The organism is Meridianimarinicoccus zhengii, assembly GCF_003254465.1.
GTDB lineage: Bacteria > Pseudomonadota > Alphaproteobacteria > Rhodobacterales > Rhodobacteraceae > Meridianimarinicoccus > Meridianimarinicoccus zhengii.
In genome coordinates this window covers 36,376-62,744 of record NZ_QDFI01000001.1, presented here as the reverse complement: position 1 = coordinate 62,744, position 26,369 = coordinate 36,376, and the positions used below count along the sequence as shown (strand labels likewise).

General features: G+C 65.4%; 24 protein-coding genes. 8 read left to right on the top strand and 16 right to left on the bottom strand.

Translation table 11 applies throughout. The features are described 5' to 3' along the window. The first annotated feature begins 60 nt into the window (after nt 1-60). On the top strand, nt 61-831 hold the full coding sequence (gene radC / locus DDE13_RS00300; RefSeq protein ID WP_111400743.1) for a RadC family protein: 771 nt from the start codon (nt 61-63) through the stop codon (nt 829-831). A gap of 16 nt (nt 832-847) precedes the next feature. Here radC and DDE13_RS00295 read toward each other — a convergent pair whose 3' ends face one another. From DDE13_RS00295 to dapD, 5 genes are all read right to left on the bottom strand, one after another. Further along, nucleotides 848-2,146, bottom strand: a complete 1,299-nt coding sequence (locus tag DDE13_RS00295) for a lytic murein transglycosylase (RefSeq protein WP_111400742.1) — start codon at nt 2,144-2,146, stop codon at nt 848-850. 95 nt (nt 2,147-2,241) lie between these two features. Continuing rightward, nucleotides 2,242-4,506, bottom strand: coding sequence for a ribonuclease R (gene rnr / locus DDE13_RS00290; RefSeq protein WP_111400741.1), 2,265 nt, complete (start codon nt 4,504-4,506; stop codon nt 2,242-2,244). 135 nt (nt 4,507-4,641) lie between these two features. Beyond that, entirely contained in the window at nt 4,642-5,802 is a 1,161-nt protein-coding gene (gene dapE / locus DDE13_RS00285) for a succinyl-diaminopimelate desuccinylase (protein ID WP_111400740.1), read from the bottom strand. Between the two features lie 7 nt (nt 5,803-5,809). Further along, nucleotides 5,810-6,157, bottom strand: coding sequence for a hypothetical protein (locus tag DDE13_RS00280; RefSeq protein ID WP_111400739.1), 348 nt, complete (start codon nt 6,155-6,157; stop codon nt 5,810-5,812). Between the two features lie 23 nt (nt 6,158-6,180). Continuing rightward, nucleotides 6,181-7,029: a 2,3,4,5-tetrahydropyridine-2,6-dicarboxylate N-succinyltransferase gene (dapD, locus tag DDE13_RS00275; protein ID WP_111400738.1), complete on the bottom strand. Its 849-nt coding sequence runs from the start codon at nt 7,027-7,029 to the stop codon at nt 6,181-6,183. 86 nt (nt 7,030-7,115) lie between these two features. Between dapD and DDE13_RS00270 the strand changes: the two genes are divergently transcribed. After that, nucleotides 7,116-7,943, top strand: a complete 828-nt coding sequence (locus DDE13_RS00270; protein ID WP_111400737.1) for an LOG family protein — start codon at nt 7,116-7,118, stop codon at nt 7,941-7,943. A gap of 13 nt (nt 7,944-7,956) precedes the next feature. Here DDE13_RS00270 and DDE13_RS00265 read toward each other — a convergent pair whose 3' ends face one another. Next, the gene (locus tag DDE13_RS00265) at nt 7,957-8,298 is read right to left on the bottom strand and encodes a DUF2853 family protein (RefSeq protein WP_111400736.1); all 342 of its coding nucleotides are present in this window, start codon (nt 8,296-8,298) and stop codon (nt 7,957-7,959) included. Nucleotides 8,299-8,469: 171 nt separating this feature from the next. Here DDE13_RS00265 and msrA point away from each other — a divergent pair, with 171 nt between their 5' ends. Next, entirely contained in the window at nt 8,470-9,141 is a 672-nt protein-coding gene (msrA, locus tag DDE13_RS00260; RefSeq protein WP_111400735.1) for a peptide-methionine (S)-S-oxide reductase MsrA, read from the top strand. A gap of 13 nt (nt 9,142-9,154) precedes the next feature. Here the strand turns inward: msrA and DDE13_RS00255 are convergent, their stop codons facing one another. Continuing rightward, nucleotides 9,155-11,410: an NADP-dependent malic enzyme gene (locus tag DDE13_RS00255; RefSeq protein WP_111400734.1), complete on the bottom strand. Its 2,256-nt coding sequence runs from the start codon at nt 11,408-11,410 to the stop codon at nt 9,155-9,157. 164 nt (nt 11,411-11,574) lie between these two features. Between DDE13_RS00255 and mutS the strand changes: the two genes are divergently transcribed. Next, nucleotides 11,575-14,208: a DNA mismatch repair protein MutS gene (mutS, locus tag DDE13_RS00250; protein ID WP_111400829.1), complete on the top strand. Its 2,634-nt coding sequence runs from the start codon at nt 11,575-11,577 to the stop codon at nt 14,206-14,208. Nucleotides 14,209-14,322: 114 nt separating this feature from the next. Here mutS and DDE13_RS00245 read toward each other — a convergent pair whose 3' ends face one another. After that, on the bottom strand, nt 14,323-14,919 hold the full coding sequence (locus DDE13_RS00245; RefSeq protein ID WP_111400733.1) for a nucleotide exchange factor GrpE: 597 nt from the start codon (nt 14,917-14,919) through the stop codon (nt 14,323-14,325). A gap of 11 nt (nt 14,920-14,930) precedes the next feature. Next, a complete protein-coding gene (hrcA, locus tag DDE13_RS00240) occupies nt 14,931-15,995 on the bottom strand; it encodes a heat-inducible transcriptional repressor HrcA (RefSeq protein ID WP_111400732.1) in 1,065 nt (354 codons plus the stop codon). A 95-nt stretch (nt 15,996-16,090) separates the two neighbouring features. Here hrcA and rph point away from each other — a divergent pair, with 95 nt between their 5' ends. Genes rph through DDE13_RS00220 form a run of 4 tightly spaced genes read left to right on the top strand, consistent with a single transcriptional unit; the run spans nt 16,091 to nt 18,921 of the window. Beyond that, on the top strand, nt 16,091-16,804 hold the full coding sequence (gene rph / locus DDE13_RS00235; protein WP_111400731.1) for a ribonuclease PH: 714 nt from the start codon (nt 16,091-16,093) through the stop codon (nt 16,802-16,804). Next, a complete protein-coding gene (gene rdgB, locus DDE13_RS00230; protein ID WP_111400730.1) occupies nt 16,801-17,421 on the top strand; it encodes an RdgB/HAM1 family non-canonical purine NTP pyrophosphatase in 621 nt (206 codons plus the stop codon). The genes rph and rdgB overlap by 4 nt, the downstream gene beginning before the upstream one ends. Beyond that, on the top strand, nt 17,378-18,565 hold the full coding sequence (gene hemW, locus DDE13_RS00225) for a radical SAM family heme chaperone HemW (RefSeq protein WP_111400729.1): 1,188 nt from the start codon (nt 17,378-17,380) through the stop codon (nt 18,563-18,565). Before rdgB ends, hemW begins: the two co-directional genes overlap by 44 nt. A gap of 2 nt (nt 18,566-18,567) precedes the next feature. Continuing rightward, nucleotides 18,568-18,921: a YbaN family protein gene (locus DDE13_RS00220; protein WP_111400728.1), complete on the top strand. Its 354-nt coding sequence runs from the start codon at nt 18,568-18,570 to the stop codon at nt 18,919-18,921. Here DDE13_RS00220 and DDE13_RS00215 read toward each other — a convergent pair. The 7 genes from DDE13_RS00215 to hemJ form a co-directional block, all read right to left on the bottom strand. Further along, nucleotides 18,896-19,792, bottom strand: coding sequence for a ParB/RepB/Spo0J family partition protein (locus tag DDE13_RS00215; RefSeq protein WP_111400727.1), 897 nt, complete (start codon nt 19,790-19,792; stop codon nt 18,896-18,898). The genes DDE13_RS00220 and DDE13_RS00215 overlap by 26 nt on opposite strands. 18 nt (nt 19,793-19,810) lie before the next feature. Continuing rightward, nucleotides 19,811-20,641: a ParA family protein gene (locus DDE13_RS00210; protein WP_111400726.1), complete on the bottom strand. Its 831-nt coding sequence runs from the start codon at nt 20,639-20,641 to the stop codon at nt 19,811-19,813. Continuing rightward, complete coding sequence (locus DDE13_RS00205) at nt 20,601-21,212, bottom strand: 16S rRNA (guanine(527)-N(7))-methyltransferase RsmG (protein ID WP_111400725.1); 612 nt, start codon at nt 21,210-21,212, stop codon at nt 20,601-20,603. The genes DDE13_RS00210 and DDE13_RS00205 overlap by 41 nt, the downstream gene beginning before the upstream one ends. Beyond that, a complete protein-coding gene (gene mnmG / locus DDE13_RS00200; protein ID WP_111400724.1) occupies nt 21,205-23,067 on the bottom strand; it encodes a tRNA uridine-5-carboxymethylaminomethyl(34) synthesis enzyme MnmG in 1,863 nt (620 codons plus the stop codon). Before mnmG ends, DDE13_RS00205 begins: the two co-directional genes overlap by 8 nt. Nucleotides 23,068-23,079: 12 nt before the next feature. After that, the gene (gene mnmE / locus DDE13_RS00195) at nt 23,080-24,357 is read right to left on the bottom strand and encodes a tRNA uridine-5-carboxymethylaminomethyl(34) synthesis GTPase MnmE (protein WP_111400723.1); all 1,278 of its coding nucleotides are present in this window, start codon (nt 24,355-24,357) and stop codon (nt 23,080-23,082) included. Between the two features lie 19 nt (nt 24,358-24,376). Beyond that, nucleotides 24,377-25,660, bottom strand: a complete 1,284-nt coding sequence (rho, locus tag DDE13_RS00190) for a transcription termination factor Rho (protein WP_111400722.1) — start codon at nt 25,658-25,660, stop codon at nt 24,377-24,379. A gap of 129 nt (nt 25,661-25,789) precedes the next feature. Continuing rightward, nucleotides 25,790-26,239, bottom strand: a complete 450-nt coding sequence (gene hemJ / locus DDE13_RS00185; protein WP_111400721.1) for a protoporphyrinogen oxidase HemJ — start codon at nt 26,237-26,239, stop codon at nt 25,790-25,792. Nucleotides 26,240-26,369 lie beyond the last annotated feature (130 nt).

Below are 26,369 nucleotides of genomic sequence, written 5' to 3'. Positions count from 1 at the left end.
GCGCGGCCTCGGTCAGCGCAAGTTAACGCGAAATTTAGACAGTTTGCGGAGGGTGACGGGATGAACGATCCCGGTGCCTTCCGCGAACCGTTGCTGCCCCTGTTCGAGGGGCAGGAATTCATCTCGACCGATCCCAAGGGGCGCAAGCTGCCGTCCTATATCAAGGATCACCGCAGAAGGCTGCGCGACCGGTTCCTGGCGGGCGGTGCGGCGGCGATGCCCGATTACGAATTGCTGGAACTGGTGCTCTTCCGGGCGCTGCCGCGCTGCGACGTGAAGCCGGTGGCGCGGCGGCTGATCGAGGCGTTCGGCGATTTCGGACGGGTCTGCGCCGCCCCGCGTGACCGGCTGATGAAGGTGCGCGGCGTCGGCGACGCGGTCGTGCTGGAACTGAAGATCGTGGAAGCCGCGTCGCACAGGCTGGCGCGGGCGCGGGTGATGCAGAAACCCGTGATTTCAAGCTGGGACGCAGTGCTGGACTATTGCCACACGACCATGGCGCATCTGGAGCTGGAACAGTTCCGGGTGCTGTATCTCGATCGCAAGAACGTCCTGATCGCGGACGAGGAACAGGCGCGCGGCACCGTGGACCATGTGCCCGTCTATCCGCGCGAGGTGGTCAAGCGCGCGCTGGAACTGAACGCCTCGGCGCTGATCCTCGTGCACAACCATCCGTCGGGCGACCCGACGCCATCGGACGCGGACATCACCATGACCGAGAAGATCCGGCAAGCGGCATCGGTCATGGGCATCAGCCTGCACGATCATCTGATCATAGGCAAATCGCGGGAACTGAGCTTCCGCACGATGGGCTATCTGGACGGGGCATGACCCCTGCCCGCCCCCGTCAGCGCAACTGGTTCAGCAGGGCCGCCGAGGCATAGCCATCCGGCACCAGCCCTGCGGCCTGCTGAAAGCGGCGGATCGCGGCGATTGTGTCGGGGCCGACCTTGCCGTCGATGCCGTTCGTGGAAAAGCCGCGCGCGGTCAGGCGGCGCTGCATGTCGCGCTTTTCCTCTGCGCTCAGCGCGCGGTCGCCGCGTGGCCACGACTGTTGGAACGCGGCCCCGCCGCCGATGCGGTCGCCAAGATGCCCGACCGCGAGCGCGTAGCTCGTGGACGAATTGTAGCGCTTGATGACGTCGAAATTTCCGAAGGTCAGGAAGGCCGGGCCGCGCGCGCCCGCAGGCAGCAGCAGGCTGGCCTGCCCATGATCCGGCAGCGCGCCGCCGCCCGCGCCGCGCACACCCAGCCGCGACCACGCGGCGACGGATTTCGCACCCGCGCCCGCCAGCGCATAATCGAACCCCTGCGGCAGCCGCACCTCCACGCCCCAAGGCTGTCCGCTGGTCCAGCCCGCGTCACGCAGATAGGCGGCGGTGGAGGCAAGCGCGTCGGACGGATCGTCCCCCCAGATGTCGCGTCGCCCGTCGCCGGTGAAATCCACCGCATGGGCGAGGTAGGAGGACGGCATGAACTGCGTGTGCCCCATCGCCCCGGCCCAGCTTCCCCGCATCCCGCGCGGCGCGGTATCCCCCGCCGCGACGATCCGCAGGGCGGCCATTAATTCGGCTTCGAAGAAATCCCCCCGCCGCCCGTCATAGGCCAGCGTCGCCAGCGCCGCGATCGTGTCGGTGTTGCCCTTGAAGCCGCCATAAGCGCTTTCCAGCCCCCAGATGGCGACGACGGTTTCCTTTTCCACGCCGTAACGCCGTTCGATCCGGTCGAGCGTCGCGCCGTGGCGCGCGGCCATGGACCGGCCCGTGCCGATGCGGTCCGCCGACACCGCGCTGTCGAGATAGTCCCAAAGCTGCTTGCTGAATTCGGACTGGTTGCGGTCGAGATCCACGATCCGGTCGTCGTAGCGGATGCCGGTCAGCGCGTCGCGGACGACCTCGAACGGGATGCCCTGCCGCTGCGCGCGGCGGGCGAAATCCTGCACCCAGTCGTTGAACCCGGCAGGGCCGAGGGACGCGCGCTGCACGGTTTCTGGCGCCGTGGCCGGGCGCAGCGCGGGGCGCGGCGAGATCTGCGCGGCCTGGCTGACCGCGACGCGCGCGTCGGGCCGTGGTGTCGGGGTCTGGGCCAGCGCCGGCAGAGCGGGCGCGGCAAGGGTCAGGCTGAGGGCGATCAGAACGGGGCGCATCGGGATTCTCCTGCTCGGGGACGGCGCATTGACCGGGGCCTTTGCGGCCCTCGTTATCGCGCAGGATAGCCGAAGCCGGGCCTTCGGCCTAGGGGTCAGCTGCGGCTGCGCTGAACCTTGCGCTTCACTTTCGCGGCCTTGGCCTTGGCTTTTGCGGGTTTGCGCCGGGGCGGGGCCCCCCTGCGCATGCCACGCCCGCCACCGCGCGGCATGGCCTGTCCCTCGACCTCCAGCAATTCGAGGATCACGCCACCCGTCACCGGCGCGGCCTCGGCCAGTTTCACCGTCACGACCTGGCCCATGCTCAGCGTGCGCCCGCTGTCGGACCCCATCAGGGTCTGTGTCTTGGCGTCGAAATGGAAGAATTCCGCCCCCAGCGTGCGCACAGGCACCAGGCCGTCCGCGCCGCTGTCGTCGAGCTTCACGAACAGCCCGAAGCGGGTGACGCCGGATATGCGGCCTGTCATCTCGTCGCCCACCCGTTCCGACAGGTATGCGGCTAGGTAACGGTCGGTCGTGTCGCGTTCGGCCAGCATCGAGCGGCGCTCGGTGTCGGAGATGTGCTTCGCCGTCGCCTCCAGCCGGTCGATATCGTCTGCCGACAGCCCGCCCTTGCCCCAGCCATGGGCCGAAATCAGCGCGCGGTGGACCAGCAGGTCCGCATAGCGCCGGATGGGCGAGGTGAAATGCGCGTACTGGCGCAGGGCCAGCCCGAAATGGCTGAAATTCTCGTGCGAATAATAGGCCTGCGTCATCGATCGCAGGGTCGAGATGTTGATGAGTTCGGCGTCGGCGGTGCCGGCGGCCTGCGCCAGCAGGCGGTTGAGATGCCGGGTCTGGAGCACCTGCCCCTTGGCCAGCGTCAGCCCGGCGGCCTGTGCGACCTCGCGCAGCGCATCGAGCTTGTCGGGGCTCGGTTCCTCGTGCACGCGGTAGAGGAGCGGGCTGCGCTTGGCATCCAGCGTCTCGGCGGCGCAGACATTGGCCAGCACCATGCATTCCTCGATCAGCCGGTGCGCGTCGAAGCGGGGCCGAAACGCGACGGACGTGACCTTGCCATCCTCGGACAGTTCGATACGCCGTTCGGGCAGGTCGAGATCCAGCGGCTGGCGCCGGTCGCGCGCGGATTTGAGCGCGGCATAGGCGGCATAGAGCGGGCGGATCACGGTATCGAGCAGGGGCGCGGCGCGGTCCGAGGGCGTGCCGTCGATCGCTTCCTGCGCCTCTTCATAGGTCAGTGACGCGGCGGAGCGCATGATCCCGCGCACGAAACGATGGTCGATCTTGTCGCCCGTCTCCGTGATGCGGATGCGCACGGCGAGGCAGGGGCGCGGCACCCCTTCGTGCAGCGAGCAGAGGTCGCCGGACAGCCGGTCGGGCAGCATCGGCACCACGCGGTCGGGAAAGTAACTGGAATTGCCGCGCTTGCGCGCCTCCCGGTCCAGAAGCGATCCCGGAGTGACGTAATGGGCGACATCGGCGATGGCGACCCAGATGACATGTCCGCCCGGGTTGTCGGGCGCGTCGTCCGGCAGGGCCAGCACGGCGTCGTCATGGTCCCGCGCGTCCGCCGGGTCGATGGTCACGAAGGGCAGGTCACGCAGATCCTCGCGCCCCGACAGGCCCGCGGGGCGGGCACGGTCGGCCTCGGCCAGAACGTCGTCGGGGAAGGCGTCGGGGATTCCATGTTCGTGGATCGCGATGAGCGACACCGCGCGGGGGGCGGTCGGGTCGCCCAGCCGTGCGACCACACGCGCATTGGGCAGACCGAAGCGCACCCGCGGCCCCGCGAGCTCCCCTTCGACCAGTTCGCCGTCACGGGCATGGCCGGTCTGGCCTGCCTGAACGATCCATTCCTTGTCGGCCTTCTTGTCGATCGGCACGATCCGCCCGCCTTCGGACCCTTCGCGGAAGATACCGAGGATGCGGCGCGGTGTGACGGCGATGCGACGGATCAGCCGGGCCTCGTAGGTATAGTCGTCGAGCCCCACATGGGTCAGCCGCGCAAGGATGCGGTCGCCGCCGCCCAGCGCCGGTTCGGCCGGGCGCTGGATCACCAGCACGCGTGGCGCCGCGTCGGCGTCGCCGTGCCACTCGATGGGCCTGGCATAGAGATCGCCATCGGGGCCGGGCGGGATCACCTCCAGCACGGAAACGGGCGGCAGGCGGTCGGGATCGCGATAGGTCTTGCGCCGCTTTTCCAGATGGCCATCCGCCTCCAGTCCGCGCAGGACGGCCTTGAGCGGTATGCGGTCCGCGCCCTTGATCCCGAAGGCCCGGGCAATGTCGCGTTTGGAAGTCTGGGTCGGGTGGTCCGAGATCCAGGCAAGGATCTCGTCCCTGGTGGGGATACGTGCCATGGCCCGGACCTAGCACGGGTGCCGGGGCGCGTCATGCGCGAAAGCGGCATCGCGGCGCCGGTCCCGGCACGGGATGTGCAACCCGGGGCTGCCCCCTATCGGCTTGCGGCAACAGGCGGGAGCCTTGCGCCCGGCCTATGTCTCTTGCGCGAAATATGACGCCAGCACCCGGCCGTAGACAGCCTTGAGCGCATGGATTTGCGCGACATCCACGTGTTCGTCAACCTGGTGCATGGACGACCCCACCAGCCCGAATTCCACCACCGGGCAATGGGTGCGCACGAAACGCGCGTCCGACGTGCCGCCCGACGTGGACAGGACCGGCGTCACGCCCGTCTCGGCCGTGACCGCCCGCGCCACGAGATCGCTGAGCGGGCCGGGCGGCGTGATGAAGCTTTCGCCCGAGACCTTGATCTCCAGCCCGATCTCGATGTCGAAATCGGCGCTGACGCGCGCGGCCTCGGCCCGGAGCCAGTCGGACACGCTATCGGACGTGTGCGCATCGTTGAACCTGATGTTCACCGTCGCGCGGGCCTGCGCCGGAATCACGTTGTTCGCGGGGTTTCCCACGTCGAAGGTCGTCACCGCCAGCGTGGAGGCGTCAAAATGTTCGGTCCCGCCGTCCAGCTCCGCCGAAGCGAGCCGGTCCACCAGCCGCGCGAGCGCCGGCACCGGGTTCCGGGCGCGATGGGGATAAGCCGCATGGCCCTGCACGCCCGTCGCCGTGATCCACGCGGTCATCGACCCGCGGCGCCCGATCTTCATCATGTCGCCGAAACGGTCCGGGCAGGTCGGCTCCCCCACGAGGCAGGCTGACATCGCCTCCCCCGCGCCCGCCATCCAGTCGAGGATCGCTGCCGTGCCGTCCACGGCATCGCCTTCCTCATCCCCGGTGATGGCAAGGATCACGGCGCCATCGGGCGGCGTGTCGCGCACGAAGTCCACCGCCGCCGCGACGAAAGCCGCGACCCCCGATTTCATGTCGCAGGCCCCGCGCCCGAACATCCGGCCATCGCGGATCTCCGCCCCGAACGGGTCGCAGGACCATGCGGCGCGGTCACCCACCGGAACCACGTCCGTATGACCGTTGAAGCCGAAGGTGTGCGGATGGCACTTCGCACCCCAGCGGGCGAAAAGGTTGGCGATCCCGTTCCGGTCGCAGCGGGTGCAGGCGAACCCCGCGTCGGTCAGCAACCGTTCCAGCAGCACCAGCACGCCGCCTTCGCCGGGCGTGACCGACTGGCAGCGGATCAGCCGGGCGGTCAGGTCCGCGGGGTCGAGAGGCACACGTGTCATGGCAGGCTCAGTTCGGGTCCACATCGGTAAAGAACGGCGTCATCTGCGCCACGATCACCGCGTTCTCGTCGCGCGCCCGGTCCATCAGGTCGCGCTCGTCGGCGTCGATATCGTGGCCCTCGGCCAGCCGTTCCGCCAGTGTGCCGTAGCCCGTGACATCGAGCGGCGCGAGCCCCGCCTGCTTCAGGACCGCCACCGTTTCGCGCACGGCCTCGGCTTCGTCCTCGCCTGCGGCATAACACATGAGCGCCGCCCCGGTGGCCCCGTCTGGCAGCCCGTCCCCGTCCTTGCGGCCGACCTGAACCAGCAACGTGTAGACGGGGTCGCCTGCGGATGTGTCGGCCTTTCCGGACATGGTGCCACTCCGTTCGCGCTGGGTCAGTCGCGCAGCAATTCGTTGATGGAGGTCTTGGCGCGGGTCTGGGCGTCCACGCGTTTCACGATCACCGCGCAGTAGAGGTTCACGCCGTTCTTCGACGGCATCGAGCCCGACACCACCACCGACCCCGAGGGCACTTCGCCGAAGGTCACTTCGCCGGTTTCGCGGTCCACGATCTTGGTCGACTTGCCGATGAACACGCCCATGCCCAGCACCGAGCCTTCGCGGACGATGCAGCCTTCGACCACTTCGGACCGGGCCCCGATGAAGCAGTGATCCTCGATGATGGTCGGACCCGCCTGCATGGGTTCCAGCACGCCGCCGATGCCAACGCCGCCCGACAGGTGCACGTTCTTGCCGATCTGCGCGCAGCTGCCCACGGTCGCCCATGTATCCACCATGGTGCCGCTGTCCACATAGGCGCCGAGGTTCACGAAGGACGGCATCAGCACGACGCCCGGCGCGATATAGGCGGACTTGCGCACGACACAGTTGGGCACGGCGCGGAACCCGGCTTCCTTCCAGTCCTTCTTCTTCCAGTCGGCGAACTTGCTGTCCACCTTGTCCCACCAGCCGCCGCCCTGCGGGCCGCCGCTGTGCTTTTCCATGTCCTTGATGCGGAATCCCAGCAGCACGGCCTTCTTCGCCCACTGGTTGACGTGCCACTGCCCGTCATCGCGCGGTTCGGCCACGCGCAGCGCACCGCTGTCCAGTGCCTCCAACGTCGCCTCGATCGCGTCGCGCGTGTCGCCCTTGGTGTCGGGCGTGATCGTATCGCGGACCTCCCACGCGGCTTCGATGGCGGTTTCCAGCGCGGCGTTGTCGGTGTCGGTCCTGGGGGCGGTCATGACGGCGGTTTCCTCTGGTTTGCGGCTTCCGGAGCCTATAGTCCGGAGGGAACCGCCACGCAATGCCACCAACCGGAGGCCCGCCCATGACAGCGCCGCGCAGGCCCGATGCCGCCCATCCGCTGCCCGATGCGCGGGACGATATCGAACGTGCGCGTCATGTCCCGCAGACCCCGCAGACCCTGTCGCCGACCCACCGGCTTGCCTTTGCCGATCCGGATTTCCTGGCGCGGCAGGACATGCGCCCGGTGCGGCTGCAACTGGAACTGCTCAAGGCCGAGGTGACGCTGGCCGAGGCCGGGATCAATTCGACCGTGGTGATGTTCGGCGGCGCACGCATCCCGGCGCCGAAGGACGCGGCGGGCGCCCATCCGGGGCTTGCCGCGCTGTCGCCCTATTACGACGCCGCGCGCGCCTTTTCGCGTGGCGTGACGGAACGCAGCATCGCGGCGGGCGGCACGGACAACGTGATCGTCACCGGCGGCGGTCCTGGCGTGATGGAGGCGGGCAACCTGGGTGCCGCGGATGCAAACGGCGTATCCATCGGGCTGAACATCGTGCTGCCCCATGAACAGGCCCCGAACCTGCACGTGACGCCCGCGCTGTCCTTCAACTTCCACTATTTCGCCGTGCGCAAGATGCACTTCTTGATGCGCGCCAACGCGATCACGGTGTTTCCGGGCGGCTTCGGCACGCTCGACGAGCTGTTCGAGGCGCTGACCCTGATCCAGACGGGCCGCATGGCGCGGGTGCCGATCCTGCTGTTCGGCACGGAATTCTGGCAGCGCATCGTCAACTGGGACGCGCTGGCCGACAGCGGCACGATCTACCGCGAGGACCTTGGCCTGTTCCGCTTCGTGGACACAGCCGACGCAGCGCTTGCGGCGCTTGACGAAGGCGGCGTGTTCGGCTGACGTGAAACCCCTGTCAGGCGTAGACGCTTTCGCGGCCGAAATGCACGACCAGCAGGTAATAGAACACGGCCCGCAGCTTGCGCCGCTCTGACGCGCCATAGGTTTCGGTGGCGGCCGCGATCCCGGCATCGAGTTCCGGACCGTCGGGCAGGCCCAGCTTGCCCATCAGGAAGTTCTTCCGGATGCGCGCCAGTTCCTCGGGGTCTGAACTGGCCACAGTGTTGCTGTCGGCATTGTAGATCACCGGCCCCAGCCCGATGGTGACCTTGGTAAGCAGGTCCATGTCGGGCGTCACGCCGCATTTCTGTTCAAGGTCCTGCGCATATTGCGCGATCAGGTCGTCCCGCTTGCCCATCGTCTCTGCCCCTCGCCCTGCATGGTTCCCCGACGTCAGAACAGCACGGTTCGACACATCTGCCAAGCCCGCACGCGCGGTCACGCCCCGATCAAGGCTGCGTGACGGGATGCGCAGGGCGATTGCCCGGACCGCGCAAGCGGATCATGCTGCCTCCAACGGAGGTGCATCATGCGACGGATAGAGACCCTCAAGATACTGATGCTCGCGCTGGCGATCGTCGCGGGGCTGGGCATGCGCGGCGCGCAAGCGCAGGAACAGGAAGGTTCCGCACTTGTCGCGGGCGGCTGCTTCTGGTGCGTGGAGGCGGATTTCGAGAAGATCCCCGGCATCACCGAGGCCGTGTCGGGCTTTGCCGGTGGCACAGTCGAGAACCCGACCTATCGGGAGGTGACGCGCGGCGGCACCGGCCATCTGGAGGCGGTGATGATCCGCTACGACCCGTCGGTGATCGGCTACCGCGAGGTCCTCGACATCTTCCTGCGGTCCATCGACCCGCTCGACGATGGCGGACAGTTCTGCGACCGCGGCCACAGCTACAGCCCCGCCATCTTCGCGCTGGACGACGCACAAGCCCGCATCGCCGAGGCGGCACTTGCGGGCGCCGCCGCGGATCTGGGGCGCGGGTCGCTGAAAGTGCCGCTGCGCGAGGCGGCGCCATTCTATCCTGCGGACGCGTATCACCAAGACTACTACAAGTCCGACGACCTCATCATCAGCCGCTTCGGCCCGATTTCCAAGGCCAACGCCTATGTCCGCTACCGCGATGCCTGCGGGCGCGACCGGCGCATCCGCGCCGTCTGGGGCGACGCGGCGCTTCCGGGCGAGGCGCTGGTGAACTGACCGGCCGGGGCGGTCAGCCCGCGTTGGCCGCCGCAAGCACCGCCATGTTGAGGATGTCGGTTTCCGACGCGCCCGTGCTGCACAACTGGATGGGCTTGCGTACACCGGACAGAATCGGTCCGATCACCGTGGCGCCCGCCATTTCCTGCATCAGCTTGACCGAGATCGATGCCGAATGGCGCGCGGGCACGACAAGGATGTTCGCCGGGCCGGTCAGGCGCGAGAATGGATAGGCTTTTGCCGCGTCCGCGTTCAGGGCCACGTCCACGGTCATCTCGCCCTCGAACTCGAAATCGACACCGCGCTGTTCCAGTATCAGCGGCGCACGGTGCATCTTGCTCGCGCGCTCCGACACCGGGTAACCGAAGGTGGAGAAGCTGACGAAGGCCACGCGCGGTTCCAGCCCCAGCGACCGGGCGACGGCGGCGGCGCCTTCGGCGATGTTGGCAAGGTCTTCCTCGTCGGGCCATTCATGCACCAGCGTGTCCGCGATCATCACGATCCGCCCGTTGTGCAGCAGTGCCGTCACCCCGACCGCGCCGTGGGCACTGTCGGCGTCGAAGACGTGGTTGATCTGTTCCATCACATGGGCGGATTTGCGGGTCGCACCCGTCACCATCGCGTCGCCATGCCCATGGGCCAGCATCAGCGCCGAGAACACGTGCCGGTCACGCGCCGCGAGCCGGTGGATATCGGCGGCATCGAACCCGCGCCGCTGGAGCCGGTCGTAGAGAAACGTCTTGTAGGTTTCCAGGTGCTGGGTGTTCGCCGCGTTGATGACCCGCAATTCGCGCACGGCGTCGGCCAGACCGGCGGCATCCAGCTTGGCCTTCACGTCGGCCTCGCGCCCCACGACGATCGCCTTGCCCAAGCCCGACCGCTGGTAGGACACGGCGGCGCGCAGCACGCGGATATCGTCGCCTTCGGCGAAGATCATCTGCGCCTGCGCCTGCCGCGCGCGGGCGTGGAGACCTTCGAGCACGGACGCGGTGGGATCCATCCGCGCCTTCAGGCTGGTCGTGTAGCCTTCCATGTCGATGATCGGGCGGCGCGCGACGCCCGTGTCCATGCCCGCCTTCGCCACGGCGGGCGGGATGCGCCAGATCAGCCGGGGGTCGAAGGGCGTGGGGATGATGTAGTCGCGCCCAAAGCTCAGCTTGCGCCCATAGGCGACAGCGACCTCGTCAGGCACGTCCTCGCGCGCCAGTGCCGCGAGTGCCTCGGCGCAGGCGATCTTCATCTCGTCGTTGATGGCGCGCGCGTTCACGTCCAGCGCCCCGCGAAACAGGTACGGAAAGCCCAGCACGTTGTTGACCTGGTTGGGGTAATCCGAACGCCCCGTGGCCACGATCGCATCGAGCCGCACCGCGTGCGCCTCTTCCGGGGTGATCTCGGGGTCGGGGTTGGCCATGGCGAAGATCACCGGGTTGTCGGCCATGCTGGCCACCATCTCGGACGTCACGGCGCCGCGCACCGACACGCCCAGGAACACATCCGCACCGTTCATCGCCTCTTCCAGCGTGCGCAGATCGGTCCGCGCTGCATGGGCCGATTTCCACTGGTTCATGCCTTCGGTGCGGCCCTGCCAGATCACGCCTTTGGTGTCGCACATGATGCAGTTGTCGTGTTTGGCACCCATGGATTTCAGCAGTTCGAGGCACGCGATCCCCGCCGCCCCCGCGCCGTTCAGCACGATGCGCACATCCTCGATCTTCTTGCCCGACAGGTGCAGCGCGTTGATCAGCCCCGCCGCGCAGATCACGGCCGTGCCGTGCTGGTCGTCGTGGAAGACAGGGATGTCCATCTCTTCCTTCAGGCGCTGTTCGATGATGAAGCACTCGGGCGCCTTGATGTCTTCGAGGTTGATGCCCCCGAAGGTCGGCCCCATCAGCCGCACCGCGCGGCAGAATTCGTCCGCGTCCTCGGTATCCAGTTCGATATCGATGGAGTTGATGTCGGCGAAGCGCTTGAACAGCACCGCCTTGCCTTCCATAACCGGCTTCGACGCCAGCGCGCCAAGGTTCCCAAGCCCCAGCACGGCGGTCCCGTTGGAGATCACGGCGACCATGTTACCCTTGGCTGTGTAGTCATAGGCAGCCTGGGGATCTGCGGCGATGGCTTCGCAGGGCACCGCGACACCGGGGCTGTAGGCGAGGCTGAGGTCGCGCTGGGTGCTCATGGGGACCGTCGCATGAACCCCCAGCTTTCCGGGTGTCGGGTTCAGGTGAAAGGCCAGCGCCTCTTCGGGGGTGATCTTCGCGTTCGACATGGGCCTTGGTCCTCCGTCCCGGTCGGGCTGTCTTACGCGACGCGCCCGGGTGCCTCAACACGCGGCGTGACGGGGTTAGCGTTATCAGGCACGCACGGGCGCGGTGTGGATTTTCGGGTTTTGCGTGGGCCCGGGCTGGACTACACCGCATGGACACCGGCCGCATGAAGGACCCGCCCATGACGCCGATGATGGCGCAATACCTGGAGATCAAGGCCGCGCACCGCCACGCGCTGCTGTTCTACCGAATGGGCGATTTCTACGAGATGTTCTTCGACGATGCCGTTGCCGCCGCCGCGGCGCTCGACATCGCGCTGACGAAACGCGGCCAGCATGACGGTGCGGACATTCCCATGTGCGGCGTCCCGGTCCATGCGGCGGAAAGCTATCTGCTGACGCTGACGCGCAAGGGCTTCGTGGTCGCCATCTGCGAACAGCTTGAAGATCCGGCGGAGGCGAAGAAACGCGGCAGCAAGTCGGTGGTCAAACGCGGCGTGGTGCGGCTGGTCACCCCCGGCACGCTGACCGAGGACACGCTGCTCGATGCGCGGCGGCACAACTACCTTGCCGCTTGGTCGCTGATCCGCGACGCGGGCGCGCTGGCATGGGCGGATATGTCCACGGGCGAGGTGACGGTGACGCCCTGCGCCCCGGCCATGCTCGCACCCACCCTTGCGCGCCTGTCGCCCGCCGAAGTGCTGTGCCTGCCGCCGCAGGACGAGATGCTGCGCGACCTGACGGGTGCGGCGATCACCGCGCTGGCCGCGGGCAGCTTCGACAGTGCCTCGGCCGAGGCGCGGGTTTGCAAGGTCTATGGCGTGGCCTCGCTCGATGCGTTCGGGACGTTCACCCGCCCCGAGGTGTCGGCGCTCGGCGCGCTCGTGGATTACCTCGACCTCACGCAACAGGGAAATCTGCCGCTGTTGCAGCGGCCGCAAAGGGAGGCCGGCGGCGGCGCGATGCAAATCGATGCGGCCACCCGGCGCAACCTCGAGCTGACACAGGCCCTGTCAGGCGGGCGTGACGGTTCGCTGCTGGCCGCCATCGACCGGACCGTGACGGCCAGCGGCGCGCGGCTTATCGACCGGCGGCTGGCGGCACCGTCCTGCGACCTGTCCGAGATCCACGACCGGCACGATGCCGTCGCCCGGCTGGTGGATGACGCACGACTGCGGGACGATCTGCGCGACGCGCTGCGCCGGGTACCCGACATGGAAAGGGCGCTGTCACGGCTGGCGCTGGACCGTGGGGGGCCACGGGACCTGTCAAGCCTGCGCGATGGGTTGGCCCAGGCGGAAGCGGTGGCCCGGCTGCTCGCTTCGACCGACATGGCCGCGCGCCTGACCACGGCGGCGAGCGATCTGACGGGCCATGACGGCTTGCGCGATCTTCTCGACGCCGCGCTGGTCGCCGAACCGCCCCATCTTGCCCGCGACGGCGGTTTCATCGCGCCCGGCCACGACCCGGAACTCGATGCCGCGCGGCGCCTGCGCGACGAGGGTCGTGGTGTCATCGCGGGGATGCAGGCGGATTACGCGGCGAAGGCCGGGGTGCCGTCGCTGAAGATCAAGCACAACAACGTTCTGGGCTATTTCATCGAAACCACGGCCACCCATGCCGCGAAGATGATGGCCCCGCCCCTGTCGGAGACCTTCATCCATCGGCAGACCACGGCCAGCGCCGTGCGGTTCACCACGGTTGAGCTGTCCGATCTCGAACGCCGCATCCTCAGCGCGGGATCCGAGGCGCTTGGCATCGAAAGGCGCCATTTCGACCGGCTGCGCGCTGCCGCCGCCGAACACGCCGCGGGCATCGGGGCCGCGGCCCGCGCACTGGCCGAGATCGATCTCGCCGCGGCCTTCGCCGATCTCGCGGTCGGATCCGACTGGTGCCGCCCGCAGATGGAGGACAGCCGGGCCTTCGACGTGACCGCAGGCCGTCACCCGGTCGTGGAAGCGGCCCTGCGCCGCACCGGCGGCAGTTTTGTCGCCAATGACTGCCGCCTGACAGCGGATGCCGACCGCGCGGCGATCTGCCTGCTGACGGGTCCCAACATGGCCGGCAAGTCGACATGGCTGCGCCAGAACGCCCTAATCGCGCTTCTGGCGCAGGCCGGGGCCTATGTGCCCGCGCAATCGGCGCGGCTGGGGATCGTGTCGCAACTTTTCAGCCGTGTGGGTGCTGCGGACGACCTGGCGCGCGGGCGATCGACCTTCATGGTGGAAATGGTGGAAACCGCCGCAATCCTGAACCAGGCCGACGACCGCGCGCTCGTGATCCTCGACGAGATCGGGCGCGGGACAGCGACCTATGACGGGCTGTCCATCGCCTGGGCCACGCTGGAGCACCTGCATGACGTGAACCGCTGCCGGGCGCTGTTCGCGACCCATTACCACGAACTGACCGCGCTGGCCGACCGCCTGCCGGGTGCCGCGAACGCGACGGTCGCGGTCAAGGAATGGGACGGCGACGTGATCTTCCTGCACGAGGTCCGTCCCGGCGCCGCCGACCGAAGCTACGGCGTGCAGGTCGCGCGGCTGGCCGGCCTGCCCGAGGCTGTTGTCCGCCGCGCCCGCGCAGTGCTCGAACGGCTTGAAGCCGCGGACCGCGCGGGCGGCGCGAAACCGGTGATCGACGATCTGCCGCTTTTCGCGGCGACCCCGCCGCCCGCCGCGCCGAAGCCGCGTTCCGACGGGCTTCGCGACAGACTGGCTGGCGTATCTCCGGACACACTGACGCCACTCGACGCGCTCGCGCTGGTCTACGACCTCAAGACCCTCGCCGGCCGCGGCGACTGACCCCAACCCATCTTCTGTCCGGAAACATCCTCGCGCGAAGCGCATCGCGCGCGGCACGCGTGCCCGGCGTCGTGTGTCTGCGCGGGACGCGCAGGCGCCTTTTGATTACCCCGGTCAGCCCGGATTGGACGACACACCGACCTGCGCGGGGCGCAGCAGCCGGTCGTGCAGCAGGAAGCCCATCGCCATCACCTCGATGATCTCGCCCTGCTTGGTATCCGGCAGCGGGGCTTCGAACATCGCCTGGTGAAGCTGCGGGTCGAACCTGTCGCCCTTCTGCGGCGCAACCTGGGTGATCCCGTGCTTGTTGAAGATGTTCGTCAGCTCGCGCAGAGTCAGCTCCACGCCTTCAAGCAGGGCCTTGTCGTTTTCGCGCTGTTCCGGGCTCGCGGCGGCCAGCGCGCGGGACAGGTTGTCATAGACCGGCAGAAGGTCGCGGGCGAGCTTGCTGCCGCCGTAATTCTCGGCCTCGCGCCGGTCCTTGTCGGCGCGCTTGCGCATGTTCTCGGCGTCGGCCAGCGCGCGCATGAAGCGGTCGCGCATGTCGTCGCGTTCGGCGCGCAGCGTCTCGATCTCTTCGAGCAGGGCCGCGTCCTGCGGCGCGTCATCCGCCTGATCCGACAGCGCGTTGATATCGACGGGCGGCTCGTCACCCACCGAGGACAGGATGTCCTGCAGATCGGTCACGTCCTTCTTCTTCGGGTCCGCCATGTCCACTCCTTCTAACTTCGGTCGGAAATCATCTTCCCGACAAGTTGGGCAGTGTAGTTCACGATGGGCACGATCCGGCCATAGTTCAGCCGGGTCGGCCCGATGACACCCACCGCACCGATGATCTTACGATCCGCGTTCATATATGGGCTCACCACCAGAGAGGAACCGGAAAGTGAGAAAAGCTTGTTCTCGGACCCGATAAAAATGCGCACACCTTCGCCTTCCTCGGTCAACTCGAGGAACTCGGCGATGTCGCGCTTGCGTTCGAGATCGTCGAAAAGGCTGCGGATTCGGGCAAGGTCCTCTTCCGACTGGCTGTCGAGCAGGTTGGAACGGCCGCGCACGATCAGCCGCTCGGTGCCTTCGCCCGCGACCCCGTCCCAGACGGCAAGCCCCGATTCCACCAGCGCGCGGGCCAGCCCGTCGATTTCCTGCCGTCTGCGGCGAATCTCCGTGTCGATCCGGCGGCGGAGATCCGACAACGTGGTGCCCTCGGCCAGCGCATTGAGGAAATTCGCGGCCTCCCGCATCGACGACGGCGTCTGACCGGGCGGCGGGGTGAAAACCCGGTTCTCGACATGCCCGTCCGAGAACACGAGCACGACCAGCGCCCGGTCGGCGGCCAGGCTGACGAACTCGATATGCCGGATCGGCGCCTCGTGCTTCGGAGACAGCACGAGGCTGGCGCCGTGGGTCACGTGGGACAGTGCCGAGCCGATATTGTCGAGCATCGCGCCAACATCGGCACCGTTGTTTCCCAAAGTCGCGTCGATCTTCTCGCGGTCCTGCACGGTCAGGTCATCCACCTCGAGGAACCCGTCCACGAACATGCGCAGGCCCTTTTCCGTGGGGATCCGCCCGGCAGAGATATGCGGGCTACCGAGAAGGCCGAGATATTCCAGATCCTGCATCACGTTGCGGATCGTGGCGGCACTGACCTTTTCCGTCATCTCGCGGCTCAGCGTGCGCGACCCCACCGGATCGCCGCTGTTCAGATATCCTTCGACCACGCGGCGGAACACCTCGCGCGAGCGGTCGTTGAGTCCGTCGATCAAACTGCTGTCTCGTGCCATCGTGACTGTTCCCAACCTGTGGCGCTGCGCGGCAGGGCTTGAACTGCGCCACCGGGCAAAGATAAGGGTCCGCAACCCCAACGCAAGGACACATCATGCGCCCCTCCGGCCGAAAGCTTGACGAACTGCGCCCCGTGACCATCGAAACCGGCGTGACGCGGCATGCCGAAGGATCCTGCCTGATCCGCATGGGCGACACCCATGTTCTCTGCACTGCGACACTGGAAGACCGTGTGCCGCCCTTCCTGAAGAATTCCGGCCTTGGCTGGGTCACGGCGGAATACGGGATGCTGCCGCGCGCCACGCACAGCCGGATGCAGCGCGAGGCCAAGCGCGGCCAGTCCGGGCGCACGCAGGAAATCCAGCGGCTGATCGGCCGGGCCCTGCGGGCGGGGCTCGATCGCGTGTCGCTGGGCGAGCGGCAGATCACCATCGACTGCGACGTGATCCAGGCGGATGGTGGTACGCGCTGCGCGTCGATCACCGGCGGCTGGGTCGCGCTGCGGCTAGCCGTCGACAAGCTGATGAAAGCGCGCGAGATCGTGACCGACCCGCTGACCGACCCCGTGGCGGCGGTAAGCTGCGGGATCTATGCCGGGCAGGCTGTTCTCGATCTGGACTACCCCGAAGACAGCGAAGCCGGGACCGACGGCAATTTCGTGATGACGGGCAGCGGCAAGCTGATCGAGGTGCAGATGTCGGCAGAGGGTGCCACCTTTTCCCGCGAGCAGATGAGCGCGTTGCTGGACCTGGCCGATGCCGGGACACGCGATCTGGTGGCCGCGCAGATGGCAGCGGTGGGCCGATGAGCGTGCCGGGGGCATTGGGCGACCGCGTCGTGATTGCATCGCACAATTCAGGCAAGATCCGTGAAATCGGTGCGCTGATGGCTCCTTATGGAATTGCAGTGCAGTCCGCGGCGGAACTGGGATTTGCTGAACCGGACGAAACCGAAGACACGTTCGCGGGCAATGCCCGGATCAAGGCCCATGCCGCGGCCCGTGCTTCCGGTCTGCCTGCGCTCAGCGACGATAGCGGCATCATGGTCGATGCGCTGGACGGCGCGCCGGGCGTCTATACCGCCGACTGGGCCGAGACCCCGGGGGGACGCGACTTCCCCATGGCCATGAAGAAAGTCTGGGACATGCTGGAGGACCAGGGTGCACCCGAGCCGCGCACCGCGCGGTTCTGCTGCACGCTCTGCGTCGCGTGGCCCGACGGGCGCGACATGCTGTTCGAAGGTACGGTGCCCGGTCGGCTCGTGTGGCCGATGCGTGGCGATCTGGGTTTCGGTTTCGACCCGATCTTCCTTCCCGATGGCGAAACGCAGACCTTCGGCGAGATGGACCCAGCACGCAAGCACGCCATGAGCCATCGCGCCAATGCCTTCGCCAAGCTCAAGGCCGGGCTGCTTGACGGACGCTGACTGGCAGGCGGGCGGCTTCGGGCTGTATGTGCACTGGCCCTTCTGCGCGGCCAAATGCCCTTATTGCGATTTCAACAGCCATGTGACCGCGCATGTGGACCATGGACGCTGGGCTAGGGCGCTTGTGTCCGAATTGCGCCGGAACGCGGCACGGACACCTGATCGGGTGCTGAACACCGTGTTCTTCGGCGGCGGCACGCCAAGCCTGATGGATCCGTCGACGGTCGATGCGATCCTTTTGGAAGCCCGCAGCCTTTGGCCCGCCGCCAACGACATGGAGGTGACGCTGGAAGCCAACCCGACATCCGTCGAGGCGGGGAAATTCCGCGCCTTTCGCGATGCGGGCGTGAACCGGGTGTCGATGGGTGTGCAGGCGCTGAACGACGCGGATCTGCGCCGGCTCGGTCGGCTGCACAGCGCGGAGGAGGCGATGGCCGCCTTTGACGTGGCCCGCAACATTTTCGACCGGGTGAGCTTCGATCTGATCTACGCGCGTCAGGGACAGACCCTAGTCGACTGGCAGGCGGAGCTGCGCCGCGCGCTGGCGCTGGCCGTGGATCACCTGTCGCTCTACCAGTTGACGATCGAGCCGGGGACGGCTTTCGGTGATCGCCACGCGCGGGGCGGCCTGCGGGACCTGCCCGATGACGACATCGCGGCCGACATGTACGATGCCACGCAGGAAATCTGCGAAAGTCATGGCATGCCAGCCTATGAAGTGTCCAACCACGCGGCGCCCGGTGCGGAAAGCCGGCACAATCTGATTTATTGGCGGTATGGCGATTATGTCGGGATCGGTCCCGGCGCCCATGGGCGGATCACCGGCCCACACGGTCGTCTGGCAACCGAAACGCACCGCATGCCAGGACAATGGCTCGCACAATCCGAAGCCGGGAACGGCGATAGCCTGACCGAACCGCTCAGCTTGGCCGATCAGGCCGCAGAATATCTGATGATGAGCCTGCGCCTGTCCGAAGGCACCGACCGCGCGCGGCTGAAGCGGCTGGGCCTGGAGCCCGAGGCGACGACCCTGCAGCATCTGAGCGGGCTCGGTCTTCTACGTGTGACCGAGACAAGCCTGTCGGCAACCATGGCGGGGCGTCGCGTGCTCAACGCCGTCCTCCGCGATCTGCTGGCGGGCTGAGGGTGCGCGCCCTGTGGATATCCGCGGGCCTCATGTCGGTTGCGACGGGCTTGGTGGGGATCTTCCTTCCGCTGCTGCCGACAGTGCCGCTCATGATCCTCGGGGCATTCTGTTTTGGCAAATCCTCGCCCCGACTGCATCGCTGGCTTATCGAGCATCCGGTCCATGGCCCGCATATCCGTGACTGGCAGGCGCGCGGCGCCATCCGTCCCGCCGCCAAACGGCTTGCGACGCTATCCATCGCTCTTGCCTTCGGGGTATCCGTGCTGCTTGGCGTGCGGCCCGTGATCCTTGGGATTCAGGCGCTGGTTCTTCTGGCCGTTCTCATCTTCATATGGACGCGCCCGCCGGGCTGAGGCTGAGCATGCGGCACAGTTCGTCAAGCTGGTCGAGCGACTTGTAATTTATTGAAATCGTTCCGCTTTCTTTGCTTTCGTCGTGGTTGACCACCACCTTCATGCCCAGGTTTGCGCTCAGATCCTGTTCCAGCGCCCGGGTGTCGGCATCCTTTTCCGATGACCGTTCGGTCCGCGAAGGGCGCGGCTTGGAATCCCCGACCTTGGCCAGCTTTTCGGTCTCGCGGACGGACAGCCCCTTGTCGACAACGATTCGCGCCAGCTTCAGCGGATCGTCCGTCGGGATCAACGCCCGCGCATGCCCCGCGCTGAGACGGCCATCGGCAAGATAGGCCTGCACTTCCGCAGGCAGGCTGAGCAACCGCAGCAGGTTTGCAATGTGGCTGCGGCTCTTGCCCAATGCCTCGGCGAGTCGCTCCTGCGTATGACCGAAACGGTCCATCAATTGCCGATAGCCTGCAGCCTCTTCCACGGGGTTCAGATCCGCGCGCTGGATGTTCTCGATGATGGCAACCTCGAGAACCTCGGTATCGTCTAAATCCCGAACGAGAACCGGTAGATCATGTTGCTGGGCCATCTGCGCCGCCCGCCACCGGCGTTCCCCCGCAACGATCTGGAAGCGGTCTACCTGGCCCGGCGCAGGCCGCACGATCAATGGCTGGATCACGCCCTTTTCACGGATCGAATTGGCAAGGTCCGCAAGCTGCGCGTCGTTGAAATGCCGGCGCGGCTGGTCGGGATTCGGTTCGATCTGCTCGACCGGGATTCGGCGCTCCCCTTGCGGACGCGCACCCTGTGTCGGCTCAGCCACCGCAACATCGGCCATCAGGGCGGAAAGCCCTCGCCCAAGTCCGCGCCGTTCTTTTGTCATGCTGCTGCCCCTCCCCCGTCAGGCCATGGCGGGCGCGTTTCGCGCCAGAATTTCAGCGGCCAGCGCGGTGTAGGCTGCGCTCCCCTTGGACGCCGGATCGTAATCGATAACCGGAACCGCGTAAGACGGAGCTTCGCTGACACGCACGTTGCGCGGAACGATTGTCTGGAACACGAGATCCCCGAGCGTGTCCCGCGCATCCGCCTCCACCTGTTGCGCCAACCGGTTGCGGGCATCGTGCATCGTCAGAAGGACACCTTCGATGCGCAAGGCCGGGTTTGCGGTCTGACGAACCTCGCGAATCGTGAGCATCAGTTGCGACAGCCCTTCAAGCGCGAAGAACTCGCTTTGCAGCGGGATCAGGATCGAATCGGCGGCAACCATTGCGTTGACGGTCAGAAGGTTCAGCGACGGCGGACAATCGATCAGTACGTAATCCACATCTAGTGCCACAAGGTCCGGACCACGCAGGATATCGCGCAGTAGGAAGCTCCGCCGTTCGTTGGCCACCAACTCGATATCGGCGGAACTCAGATCGGTCGTCGCAGGTGCGATGACGATTCCAGGTACGTTGGTCGGGCGCACAACCTCAGAAAGTGGCATCTGATCGATCAGAAGATCATAGGTCGTGTTGATTCGATCTTCGATATTGATGCCAATTCCTGTCGATGCATTGCCCTGCGGGTCCAGGTCGACGATCAGGCATCGCAGGCCGCGCTTTTCGAGAGCAGAGGCGAGATTGATCGCCGTCGTGGTTTTACCCACGCCGCCCTTCTGGTTGGCGACAGCGATAATTCGGGTGGCCAGTTCAGACACGGCGAGGCGCTCCAACCTTGTAGATGACGGCATCGGGATCAGTACAACTGGTAAAGGTCTCGCACCTGAACTGCCAGTTCTTTTCGGCGTCTGACCGTTCTTTTTCGTGTTGCGCCCCTTTCTGGAACATCCCGACACCGTCGGCTGCAAGATGCCGCGCCGCAAAGCCCATCAATATATCCAGAGGCGCCAGCGCCCGCGCGCTTAGAACAGCCGCGCCCAGGGGCGGAATGCGTTCTATCCGATCGGCGACGACACGGAACGGCACGCCTGTTTCACGTGAAACAATCCCAAGGAACACCGCCTTTCGCTGATCGCTTTCGACACAGACAAATTCGAGCTCGGGTGCCCTTTCGGCGGCAATAATTGCGGCAACAACGCCCGGAAGTCCGCCACCAGAACCGATATCGGCCCAGAGACCGCGGGATGCATGAGCCACCACGAAAACCTGAGCCGAGTCACGGATATGCCTGCCCCACAAATCGTCGACTGTACCTGGCGCGATGAGGTTGATCTTGCGGGTCCATTTTCGCAGCAGGTTCGCATAGACTTCAAGCCGCTCCAGTGTTTCACGTGAAACATCGAGATCGCCCGACTCAGGCATGCTTTCGCAACGGACGCAGATGGGACAGCAGCAGCGCAAGCGCCGCCGGCGTCATTCCCTCGATCCGCCCGGCTTGCGCCAGCGTTTCCGGCCGCCTCGTTTCGAGCTTCTGTCTGAGTTCATTCGATAGCCCGGAAATCCTGCCAAAATCGAGATCGACCGGGATCGCCATGGCCTCTTCACGCCGCAACAGGGCAACATCCCGCTCTTGCCGGTCGAGATACTTCGCGTACAGCGCATCTCGCCAGAGCTGATCCTGGATCTCATCAGGAATCGCCGCATGCGCTGGATTCAATCGGATGAGGTGCTCGAAACTTGCCTTTGGGAACGACAGGATGTCGAGACTGCTTCTCCGCCCGCCATCGGCCGCCACGGCTATACCCGCGCCGAGGATCTCGCGCGGCAGCCATGTCTCGCGATCAAGAGCCTCCTTACTATGTGATAGAAGATTGATCTTTTCCTCGAATTGCGCGCGGCGAGGCTCGCCCACACATCCAAGCGTGATCGCCATCGGGGTAAGTCGCTGATCGGCATTATCTGCGCGAAGCGAAAGCCGGAACTCGGCGCGCGAGGTAAACATCCTATATGGCTCCGCCACGCCGCGCGAGGTCAGGTCGTCGACCATCACGCCGATATAGCTGTCGCTACGGCTGAAATGGACGGCGCTTTCGCTGCGCGCGCGCCGAACAGCGTTGATCCCGGCGACGAGCCCTTGGGCAGCGGCCTCCTCATAGCCTGTTGTTCCATTGATCTGCCCCGCGAGGAAAAGCCCGGGACAGGACTTGAGCTCCAGCGATAGCGAAAGCGCACGCGGGTCGACATAATCGTACTCGATGGCGTAGCCAGGTTGAAGAATTGTTGCGGCCTCGAGCCCTCGCATTGACCGAACATAACGCAACTGCACGTCGGCCGGCAGCGACGTGGAAATCCCGTTTGGGTACACGGTGTGGTCATCGATCCCCTCGGGCTCAAGGAACACTTGGTGGCTGTCCTTGTCCGAGAAGCGCACGACTTTGTCCTCGATCGACGGACAGTATCGCGGACCGACGCCATCGATACGTCCACCGTACATTGCTGACTTCTCGAGATTTTCCTGAATGATCCGGTGTGTTTCAGTGTTTGTGTGCGTGATCCCGCAGGCAATCTGCGGGGCCTGCACTTCGCGCGTCATGAACGAAAAAAACGTCGGCGCCGGGTCGCCGGGTTGTTGCTCCAAAGCAGCCCAATCGATGCTGCGTCCGTCAAGTCGCGGCGGTGTCCCGGTTTTGAGCCGGCCCATGGGCAACCCCATCGACCGCAGCCTTGCCGCAAGCGCGTTGGCCGGCTTTTCACCCATACGACCGGCAGCGAAGGACTCTGACCCGATATGGATTATTCCGCCAAGGAACGTCCCTGTCGTAACGACCACTGACCAAGCACGCAAATTGCGGTCATCGGCAAGAGTGACGCCGCGAACCTCGCCGTCTTGCATCAAAACGTCAGCAACTTCGCCGGTTATTATCTCGAGCTCTGGTCGCGCGCGCAGCTCGGCCTGCATGGACTCACGATAGATGCGGCGGTCGCTTTGGGCCCGCGGGCCCTGGACTGCTGGACCTTTGCGCCGGTTCAATAGGCGAAACTGAATACCCGCACGGTCGGCGACGCGCCCCATCACGCCGTCGAACGCATCAATCTCTCGCACGAGATGGCCTTTGCCAAGCCCCCCGATCGCTGGATTGCACGACATCACCCCGATCTTGTCGACATCAAGGGTAACAAGCGCAACCGCAGCCCCAAGGCGGGCCGCAACATGGGCGGCTTCGCACCCGGCGTGGCCGCCTCCAACCACAAGGACGTCATAGTTGTCATGTTTCACGTGAAACACTCCTCACTTGCCGAGGCAAAAATTCAGGAAAATCGAGTCGAGAAGATCCTCCACATCCACCTTACCAACCAGAACATCAAGGCCCATGACGGTACTCCGCAAATCCTCGGTCAATAATTCCGGTTCCGCAAGCCCACCAAGAATTTGCGTGCGCGCCCGATTGAGGTGATCGAGCGCCTGCGCCAGCGCGACGCGGTGCCGCTCCTGCGTGGCGAGACCGGCCATGGCGGCACGACCTGAAAGCGTCTCGGTGATCCGCTCAAGCAGCTCCGGGACACCCTGCCCCGTCGTTCCGGATACACCCGTTCCGGTCACATCGGCCTTTGCCTGCACCACGATATCTTCCGTCAATGGCGGAAGAAGCGGTGGCGCCTCGCCCTCGACCAGGAACACGCGCAGGTCCGCCTGCGCTGCACGCTGCCGCGCGCGCGCGATCCCAAGCGATTCCACCTGATCGTCAGTGTCGCGCAGGCCCGCTGTGTCCAGAAGCGTGACAGGCAAGCCGCCAAGATCCATTCGGACCTCGATCACGTCACGGGTGGTGCCCGCCACATCCGAGGTAATGGCCGCATCACGACCCGCAAGCATATTCAAAAGCGTTGATTTTCCGACATTCGGTGGACCGACAATGGCCACCTCGAACCCGTCCCGGATGCGACTCGCTGCTGACAGTCCATCCAGTTCTGCTTGCAGACCAGTAGTCAAGTCATCGAGGATTTCCGAAACCTCGTCCGTCAGATCGTCAGGCACATCCTCGTCGGAAAAATCGATGGTGACCGCCAGTAATGACAGCGCCTGTATCAACGCCGTGCGCCAATCCGCGACCTTCCGGCCCAACGCCCCGTCAAAGACGCGAAGGGCGAGCTGCCGCTGCGCTTCGGTCTCTGACGCGATCAGGTCTGCGAGCCCTTCGACCTCCGTCAGGTCCAGTCGGCCGTTCTCCAATGCGCGACGTGTGAACTCGCCCGGCTCGGCAAGCCGAAGTCCCGGCTGTTCGCCAAGCCGACGCAACACCGCCGCCACGATGGCCCGGCTTCCATGCAGGTGGAACTCCGCGACATCTTCGCCCGTGAAGCTGGCGCCTGCGCCGAAGACGATAACGAGCGCCTTGTCCAGCATGCCCCCGTCGCTATCGCGCAATGCCCGAAGAACAGCGCGGCGCGGCGGTGGAACCGTGCCACATAGGGCTGCGGCAGCGCGATGGGCCAAGGTCCCCGACACACGAACAACGGCAACGCCTGCCTTGCCAGGTGCCGAAGCTAAGGCATATATGGTATCCATGACATGATACCTAACAACATCATGTATTCATGGACTCGAAGAACTCAGAGTTCGTCTTGGTCTGCTTCAGCTTCGACAGCAGGAATTCGACAGCGTCGGTCGTGCCCATCGGGTTCAGGATGCGCCGCAGGATGAAGGTCTTTTGCAGGTTCGCCCTGTCGATCAGCAGGTCTTCCTTCCGCGTACCCGACTTCATGATATCGATGGCCGGGAAGACGCGCTTGTCCGCGATCTTTCGATCCAGCACGAGTTCCGAGTTGCCGGTACCCTTGAACTCTTCGAAGATAACTTCGTCCATGCGGCTCCCGGTTTCGATCAAGGCCGTGGCGATGATGGTCAGAGATCCGCCTTCCTCGATATTCCGGGCAGCGCCGAAGAAACGCTTGGGCCGTTGCAGTGCATTGGCATCCACACCGCCCGTCAGGACCTTACCCGAAGATGGCACCACCGTGTTGTAGGCCCGCCCCAGTCGCGTGATGCTGTCGAGCAGGATGACCACGTCGCGCTTGTGCTCCACCAGCCGCTTGGCCTTTTCGATCACCATCTCGGCCACGGCGACATGGCGCGAGGCCGGTTCGTCGAAGGTAGAGGATACCACCTCCCCCTTCACCGACCGCTGCATGTCGGTCACTTCTTCGGGGCGTTCGTCGATCAGCAACACGATCAGGTAGCATTCCGGATGGTTGCGTTCGATGGACGCCGCTACGTTTTGCAGGATCACGGTCTTGCCGGTGCGGGGCGGTGCGACAATCAGCGACCGCTGGCCCTTGCCGATCGGTGCCACCAGGTCGATGACACGCGCCGTCTTGTCCTTGATCGTCGGATCTTCGATTTCCAGCTTCAGCCGTTCATCGGGATAAAGCGGTGTCAGGTTGTCAAAGTTGATCTTGTGGCGCGCACGCTCCGGGTCCTCGAAATTGATCTTCGTGACCTTGGTGAGGGCAAAATAGCGCTCGTTGTCCCGCGGTGCCTGGATCACACCTTCGATCGTGTCACCAGTACGCAGCGAATATTGGCGGATCATGTCGGGCGACACATAGATGTCGTCAGGACCGGGCAGGTAGTTCGCTTCGGGCGACCGCAGGAAACCGAACCCGTCCTGCAACACCTCGAGCACGCCATCACCCGAGATTTCCCAGCCCTCGTCCGCGCGCTCGCGCAGGATCTGGAACATCATCTCGCCCTTGCGCATCGTCGACGCGTTCTCGATCTCAAGCTCCTCGGCCATGGCCAGCAGGTCCTTGGGGCTCTTGGCCTTGAGATCGGACAGGTTCAGACGGTCTTGGGAAACGGCGATGTTCATGGAAACGGACCTCGGGCGCCCGGCTATTCGGGGCGTCTTGTCAGGCTGGCAGGGAAAGCACGGACGGACGCCCGCCGGGTGCGCATACATCCCCTACGCCCCCAAGTCAATCTCGGTGCTACGGCAGGTTCAAGGCTTTACGATCACCGAGATGACGATGACGACCATGAGAAGCGTCGGTACCTCGTTCATGAGGCGATAATCGCGTCCCGTCCGCGTGTTGTTCTGCGCGACGAAATCCTTTCGCCGCCGTCCGCACCAGTGATGGAACCATGTCATCCCGGCGATCGCCGCGCCCTTCGTGTAGGGCCAGACGGACACCCAGTCCACGATCCCTGGGATCAGGACAAGCAGAATGCCAAACACATATGTCGATATCATAGAGGGGTTCATGATCAACCGGAACAACTTCTGTTCCATGGTCTGGAACAGCCCGTCCGTGTCGCTGCCCGCTGTCACCCGTTCCGTATGGTAGACGAAGAGCCGAGGCAGGTAGAACAGTCCGGCCATCCACGCAATCACGGACATCACATGAAACGACAGGATCCAAGGGTAGTAAGCAGACAAGACACTGAACATGGCAGCTCCGGTAGGTTGCCATCTTCAAACAACAAAACGAAAGAGAAGAAAAGTTGATGTAGTCAGTAGAGCGCTGGACAGTGTGAATTATTGCCTTCTCAACAGGCTTGCCCAGTGTGGATTATCCCGT